This window comes from Burkholderia sp. Se-20373, assembly GCF_017104705.1.
GTDB lineage: Bacteria > Pseudomonadota > Gammaproteobacteria > Burkholderiales > Burkholderiaceae > Burkholderia.
Map to the genome: position 1 here is coordinate 21,038 of NZ_JAAGPH010000111.1, position 6,596 is coordinate 27,633.

Annotated in this window: 6 protein-coding genes and 1 pseudogene; 3 read left to right on the top strand and 4 right to left on the bottom strand. The window is 68.1% G+C overall.

The genetic code is table 11. From position 1 onward, the window contains the following. The first annotated feature begins 68 nt into the window (after window positions 1–68). The 3 genes from G3N96_RS28190 (at window position 69) to G3N96_RS28200 (ending at window position 1,936) form a co-directional block, all read left to right on the top strand. Window positions 69–746, top strand: a complete 678-nt coding sequence (locus G3N96_RS28190) for a CsgG/HfaB family protein (protein WP_206139216.1) — start codon at window positions 69–71, stop codon at window positions 744–746. 67 nt (window positions 747–813) lie between these two features. Next, on the top strand, window positions 814–1,260 hold the full coding sequence (locus G3N96_RS28195) for a DUF4810 domain-containing protein (protein ID WP_206139217.1): 447 nt from the start codon (window positions 814–816) through the stop codon (window positions 1,258–1,260). 10 nt (window positions 1,261–1,270) lie between these two features. After that, the gene (locus G3N96_RS28200) at window positions 1,271–1,936 is read left to right on the top strand and encodes a DUF799 domain-containing protein (protein WP_124585882.1); all 666 of its coding nucleotides are present in this window, start codon (window positions 1,271–1,273) and stop codon (window positions 1,934–1,936) included. A 96-nt stretch (window positions 1,937–2,032) separates the two neighbouring features. On the opposite strand, the gene G3N96_RS28205 is transcribed toward G3N96_RS28200, so the two are convergent. From G3N96_RS28205 to G3N96_RS28220, 4 genes and pseudogenes are all read right to left on the bottom strand, one after another. After that, window positions 2,033–3,334: an FAD-binding oxidoreductase gene (locus G3N96_RS28205; RefSeq protein ID WP_124585884.1), complete on the bottom strand. Its 1,302-nt coding sequence runs from the start codon at window positions 3,332–3,334 to the stop codon at window positions 2,033–2,035. 25 nt (window positions 3,335–3,359) lie between these two features. Then, on the bottom strand, window positions 3,360–4,664 hold the full coding sequence (locus tag G3N96_RS28210; protein WP_206139218.1) for an FAD-binding oxidoreductase: 1,305 nt from the start codon (window positions 4,662–4,664) through the stop codon (window positions 3,360–3,362). 111 nt (window positions 4,665–4,775) lie between these two features. Beyond that, window positions 4,776–6,353: a DUF3138 family protein gene (locus G3N96_RS28215; RefSeq protein WP_206139219.1), complete on the bottom strand. Its 1,578-nt coding sequence runs from the start codon at window positions 6,351–6,353 to the stop codon at window positions 4,776–4,778. Window positions 6,354–6,469: 116 nt separating this feature from the next. Further along, a pseudogene (locus tag G3N96_RS28220) lies at window positions 6,470–6,596 on the bottom strand (putrescine ABC transporter permease PotI); the annotation flags it as partial.

Below are 6,596 nucleotides of genomic sequence, written 5' to 3' on the forward strand. Positions count from 1 at the left end.
GAGCGCCGTATCGTTCGCGAGCCGGCGCGCCCGTTCCGGGCATTCTTTCCACGCAAGGAGACCCAGCAGTGAACAACTACACACGACGTACCGTTCTCGTGGCGGCAGCCGTCGTCGCGGCGCTGTCCGGCTGCGCGACCGAATCGTCGCGCACGCTCGACGTGCCGGCCGTCAGCAGCGCGCAGAAGCCGTATGCGGGCAAGCCCGTCGCGATCGCGGTCGGCAAGTTCGACAACCGTTCGAGCTACATGCGCGGCATCTTCTCGGATGGCATCGACCGCCTGGGCGGACAGGCGAAGACGATCCTCGTCACACGCCTGCAGCAGAGCCGGCGCTTCAACGTGCTCGATCGCGAGAACCTCGACGAGATCAAGCAGGAAGCCGGCTTCATGAAGAAGGCGCAGGCCGTGAAGGGCGCGAACTACGTGGTGACGGGCGACGTGACCGAGTTCGGCCGCAAGGACGTCGGCGATCACCAGCTGTTCGGCATTCTCGGCCGCGGCAAGACGCAGGTCGCGTACGCGAAGGTCAACCTGAACATCGTCGACACGACGACGTCGGAAGTCGTCGCATCGAGCCAGGGCGCGGGCGAGTTCAGCCTGTCGAACCGAGAGGTGATCGGTTTCGGCGGCACGGCCGGCTACGACTCGACGCTGAACGGCAAGGTGCTGGACCTCGCAATCCAGGAGGCCGTGAATCATCTCGCCGACCAGGTCGACGCCGGTGCGCTGAAGAACGCGCCGTAAGCGCCGCGCGCGCCGGGGCCGGCGCCGCAGGCGATCGAATCACCACGACATCAAAAGAGAAAAGACCATGAAACGGGGTAACTGGCTGCCGGCGACGGCCGCCGCATTGCTGCTCGCCGGCTGCGCGAGCTCCACGCCGCCGCTCTATCAGTGGACGGGCTATCAGCCGCAGGTGTACGAGTACTTCAAGGGGCAGAAGTCGCCGCAGGAGCAGATCGACGCGCTCGAAAAGGCGCTGCAGGAGATCCGCGGGAAGGGCCATACGCCGCCACCGGGTTTCCATGCGCATCTCGGGATGCTGTACGCGAGCGTCGGCAACGAGCAGCAGGCCGAACAGGAACTGCAGGCCGAGAAACAGCTGTTCCCGGAATCCTCGACCTACATGGACTTCCTGCTGAAGAAGAAAACCGGTGCGCCGACGAAGGCCACGGATCCGAAGGCCGCCGCCCGGAAGGGTGCGGACCAGACGATCGCCGGCCAGAAGCATGCCGATCCGACTACCGCCAAACAGTGACGCGCCCGCCATGTTCAAGTCTCTCTCATTCAAGCTGATGTCCGTGCTGTCGCTCGTCGCGCTGCTGAGCGCGTGCGCGCAGCCGGTGAAACGCCCCGACTACACGGCGTTCAAGAAGAGCCAGCCGCGCTCGATCCTCGTGCTGCCGCCGGTCAATGAAACCTCCGAGGTCGGCGCGACCTACGGGATGCTGTCGCAGATGACGCTGCCGCTTGCCGAGTCCGGCTATTACGTCGTGCCGGTCGCGGTGATGGACGAGACCTTCAAGCAGAACGGCCTGACCAACGCGGCCGAGATCCAGGAGACGCCGCCCGCGAAGCTGCGCGAAATCTTCGGCGCGGACGCCGCGCTGTACACGAAGGTGTCGCAGTACGGCACCGTGTACCGGATCATCACGAGCGCGACGGTCGTGTCCGCGTCGACCAAGCTCGTCGACCTGCGCACCGGCGACGTGCTGTGGCAGGGCCAGGCCAGCGCGGCCAGCGACGAAGGCGGCAACAGCGGCGGCGGTGGCCTGATCGGCATGCTCGTGGTGGCGGCGGTCAAGCAGATCGCGAACACGCTGATGGACCAGAGCCACGACGTCGCCGCGTTTACGAGCGGGCGGCTGCTGACGGCGGGGCCGCCGACCGGTTTGCTGTATGGTCCGCACTCGCCGAAGTACGGCACCGACTGACACGCATCGCGCGCGTCATCAAGGCAAAACGGCTGCGCCGATGCGCAGCCGTTTTGCATGGTCGTGGCGCCGGGAAGCCGGCGCCCGCGTGACGGCTCAATGCACGCCGAACGCGTCGAGCAGCCGGTACCAGCTCATCGCGAGCACCAGCGCCGGCGTGCGCAATGCCTCGCCGCCCGGGAAGTCGCGGTGGCGGATCTTGTCGAACAGGTCGAAGCGGCTCGCCTGTCCGTTGATCGCCTCGGCGATCAGCTTGCCCGCGAGCGCGGTCGTGTTCACGCCGTGCCCCGAGAACCCCTGCGCGAAATACATCGTCGGCGCGATGCGGCCGAAGTGCGGCGCGCGGTTCATCGTGATGTCGACGAAGCCGCCCCACGCGTAATCGACCTTCACGTCCGCCAACTGCGGGAACGTCTTCAGCATGTCCGCGCGCATCGCCGCCGCGAGATCGCGCGGCTCCCGCGTCGAATAGCTGACCTTGCCGCCCCACACGAGCCGCGTGTCGGGTGCCGGCCGGAAATAGTCGAGCACGAAGCGGCTGTCGCAGATCGCCGCGCGCGCGGGCATCAGCGCGGCGGCGCGCGTGTCGCCGAGCGGCTCGGTCGCGATCACGTAGGTGCCGACCGGCATGATCTTCTTCGACAGCGCGGGCGCGAGCGTGCCGACGAAGGTGTTGCATGCGAGCACGACGAAGCGCGCGCGCACGTTGCCGCCGCTCGTCTCGACGACATGGCCGCCCGCGACGTCGCGCACGCGCGTCACGCAGCTGTCCTCGTGGATGCGCACGCCCGCGTCGGTCGCCGCGCGGGCGAGGCCGAGCGTGTAGTTCAGCGGATGCAGGTGGCCGCTGTCCGGGTCGTACAGGCCGCCGCAATAGCGCTCGGACTGCACATAGTCGCCGAGTTCGTCGGCTTCGACGAAATGGAAGCGGTCGTAGCCGAAGCGCTTCGCGGCTTCGTCGCGCCAGCGCTTCAGGCCGTCGGCGTCGCGCTCGGTGTTCGCGGCGGTCAGGTAGCCGGGCACCAGCGCGCAGTCGATGTCGTGCTGCGCGATGCGCGACTTCACGAGCGACAGCGTTTCGAGCCCCATGTCCCAGATGCGCTTCACGTCGCCTTCCGGCATGAACTGCCCGAACGTGTCGATGTCGCACGCGAACCCGCCGATCAGCTGGCCGCCGTTGCGGCCGCTCGCCGCCCATCCGACCCGCGACGCCTCGAGCACGGTCACCGAATGGCCGCGTTCGGCGAGATTGAGCGCGGCGGACAGGCCCGTGAGGCCCGCGCCGATCACGCACACGTCGGCATCGATCGTGCCGGCGAGCGGCGCGTGGCGGGTCGTATCGTTGGCGGTCGCCGCGTAGTAGGACGCGACGTGCGGCTGGTTGGCGAATGTCTGCATGGTCAGGATGACGGAGGAGTTTGGCTCAGAATAGCTCGCGCACGCGGTGGTACAGCATCCCGAGTTCGAGCGCGGGTTGCCGCCACGCGTCGCCGCCGGGGAAGCGCCGGTGACGCATGCGCGCGAACAGGTCGAACGCACGCGTGTCGCCCGCGATCGCGCCGGCGACCGCGCGTCCGGCGATGCCGGTGAGCGCGACGCCGTGGCCACTGAAGCCCTGGACGTAGAAGAAGTTCGGATCGAGTGCGCCAAAATCCGGCGCGCGGTTGCGTGTGACGTCGACGAAGCCGCCCCACGCATGGTCGACGCGCACGTCGCCGAGCTGCGGAAACACGCCGGCCATGCGCTGCCGGATCGTTTCGGCGAGCGTGGCGGGCGACGCGCCGGCCGAATTCGCGCGGCCGCCGAACAGCATCCGGTGGTCGGCCGACAGCCGGAAATAGTCGAGGAAGAAGTTGTTGTCGCACACGGCTTCGCGCTGCGCGATCAGCGCGTCGGCGCGCGCCTGGCCGAGCGGCTCGGTCGCGATGATATACGACGCGATCGGTGCGATGCGGGCGGCCGTCGCGGCCGGCAGCACGCCGCCGGGGCCCGCGTTGCAGCACGACACGACGAAGCGGCAGCGCACGTCGCCCGACGGCGTGCGCACGACGGGCCGCTCGCCGCGCACGACGTCGAGCGCGGGCGTATGCGCGTACAGCGCGACGCCTTCGCGGCGCGCGGCATCGGCCAGGCCGAGGCAGTACTTGAGCGGATGCAGGTGGCCCGACAGCGGATCGTAGACGCCCGCGAGATAGCGCGTCGATGCGATGCGCGCGCGGATCTCGCCGGTGTCGAGCCACGACAGCGACGGGTGGCCCCAGCGCTGCGTTGCGGCGTCCATCCACCCGTGCAGGTCGTTGATGCGGCGCGGTTTCGTCGCGACCGTCAGGTAGCCGCGCGTGAAGTCGCAGTCGATCCCGTAGCGCGCGATCCGCTCGGCGATCAGCGCGACGCCGTCGAGCGACAGCGACCACGCGGCGCGCGCGCCGTCGGCGCCGAGCTGCCGCTCGATCTCCTCGTCCTTCGCGAAGCCGGTGATCGCCTGGCCGCCGTTGCGGCCCGACGCACCCCAGCCGGGCCGGTGCGCGTCGATCACCGCGACGGACAGCCCGCGCGCGCGGCAGTCGAGCGCCGTCGACAGGCCCGCGAAGCCGGCGCCGATCACGCAGACGTCGACGTCGATCGTCCCGTCGAGCACGGGATCGTCCACGGCGGGGCGCACGGCCGTCGCTTCGTAGTACGAGTCGCGCGCGAGCGCATCGGCGCGGCGGGTGAAAGACTGCGTCATGAATCCGGCTCCTTCGTTGCAGCTGGCGGCGGTGCATCGCGCACCGTCATCCGGTCGGTAAAAACGGCGCGGGACGCCGTGCGTGCGGCACGGCGTCCCGCGCGAGCTGCGTCAGAACGAATAGATGAACTGCGTCGCGAGCAGGTCGTTGGACTTGCCATACGACCCGTCGTTGCGCAGGAACACCTTGTTGTTCGCCCAGTCGTGGCGGTATTCGACCTTCACGGTGATCTGCTGGGTCGGATAGAACAGCAGGTCGAGCGCGACATCCTGGCGCACGGCCCCCTTGCACTCGAAGCCCAGCCCGCCGCCGGCCTTCGACTGCGCGAGGCAGTCCGCGTCGACGCCGAAGCCGTTGCTCGGGTCCATCCCGTTGCCGTTCAGCGCGATACCGCCGCCACCGCCGCCGTTCTTCGAGTTGGCGAGCAGGTCGTAGCGCAGCGTCACGCCCATGCGGCCGACCACCGGTGCGTTGAACTTGCGGTGCGCGAGCAGCGACAGCCCGTACCACTGCGCGAGACCGCCGTTGAACGCCGCATGCTGCTGACGGCCGTAGTCGACTTCCGCGTTGTACTGGATGTCGGCGAGCGTGTAGGTCGCGTCGAGTTCACCGAAGAAGAACGAACCGTAGCCGCTCGGTGCCGCTCCGCCCGGGCCGTAGCTGACGACGCCATTCGCATCGATCGCGCTCGCGAGCGTCTGACGGCCGATGTTGAACGAACCGCCGAGATCGAGCGCACTGGACCACGTGTAGTCCGCGCGTGCGGTGAAGGTCGGCACCTTGTTGCTGGTGGTGATCGGATCGCCGAGCGCGTTGGTGCCCGTCGTCGTGACCGAGCCATACGTGCGGTACTGCTCGTTGCCGAGGAAGAACTTCCACGCCCAGTTGCCCTTCGTGTAGTTCGCGCCGATCCCGACGTAGCTGCCCGGATCCGAGAAATCGTACAGCAGGTTGTGCGTGAGCGTGAGCATCTGGTTCGACTGCTGCACCTCGTAGCCGCCGAAGCTCGGGATCAGGCCGGCGACCAGCGTCGTTTCGGCGGTGATCGGCACGTTGATGACCGCGGTGTTCAGCAGGTTGTCGGTGATCGAGCCGCGCGAGTTCTGCAGCAGCGTGATGCCGTTGCCGCGGTTCGGCATCAGCGTGATTTCCGCCGACGGCGCCATCGGGCCGACGCCGAACGTCTTCTTGATGTCGAGGTAGAGATCGCCGAACGTGCTGTTGAAGTAGTTGTACGCGTTCTCGTGGTTCGCGAACAGGAACGACGACGTGCCGGCCGCGCGGTTGTAGATGTAGGTCGGATCGATGTAGCCGGTGACCGACAGGCCGGCGAGCGGGCCCGTGTTGGCCGCGTCCGTCAGCGAGTCGACCTTCAGCTGCTGGTTCGCGATCTGCTGCTTCATTTCGCCGACCTCGTCGTTGGTCAGCGTGGCCTGCGCACGGCCGTAGTCCGGCGAGCCCGGGTCGACGGCCACCGCGGCCGGCGCGGCGCCGGCCCCTGCCTTCGTGCCGGCCTGAGCGGTCGCGGTGCCGCCCTTTGCGGACAGTTGCGCCTGCATCGCCTTCATCTGCTTCTGCAGCGCCGCGACCTGCGCCTGCAGCGCCTTGATCTCGGCGGATGTCGAGTCGGCCAGCGCGATGCCCGGTAACGCGCCGGCCACCAGCAGGCAGATCAGTTTCTTCTTCATTGCGGATTCTCCTTGTCGTGCGCCTGTCAAATCGGAATCGAATCGCGCGCCCCCCCTGGGGCGGCGCGTGTTGCTTGTCTGCAGTGCTTGTTATCTTTGCAGCAGGACGCGGCGTATCACGCCACCGCGAACGCCGCCTTCATGTCGGCGATGCGGCGCCGCTCGCGCGCGATCATCATCCGGTTCACGACGATCACGCCGATCGTCACCGCCGTGATGAACAGCGTCGCCAGCGCGTTCATC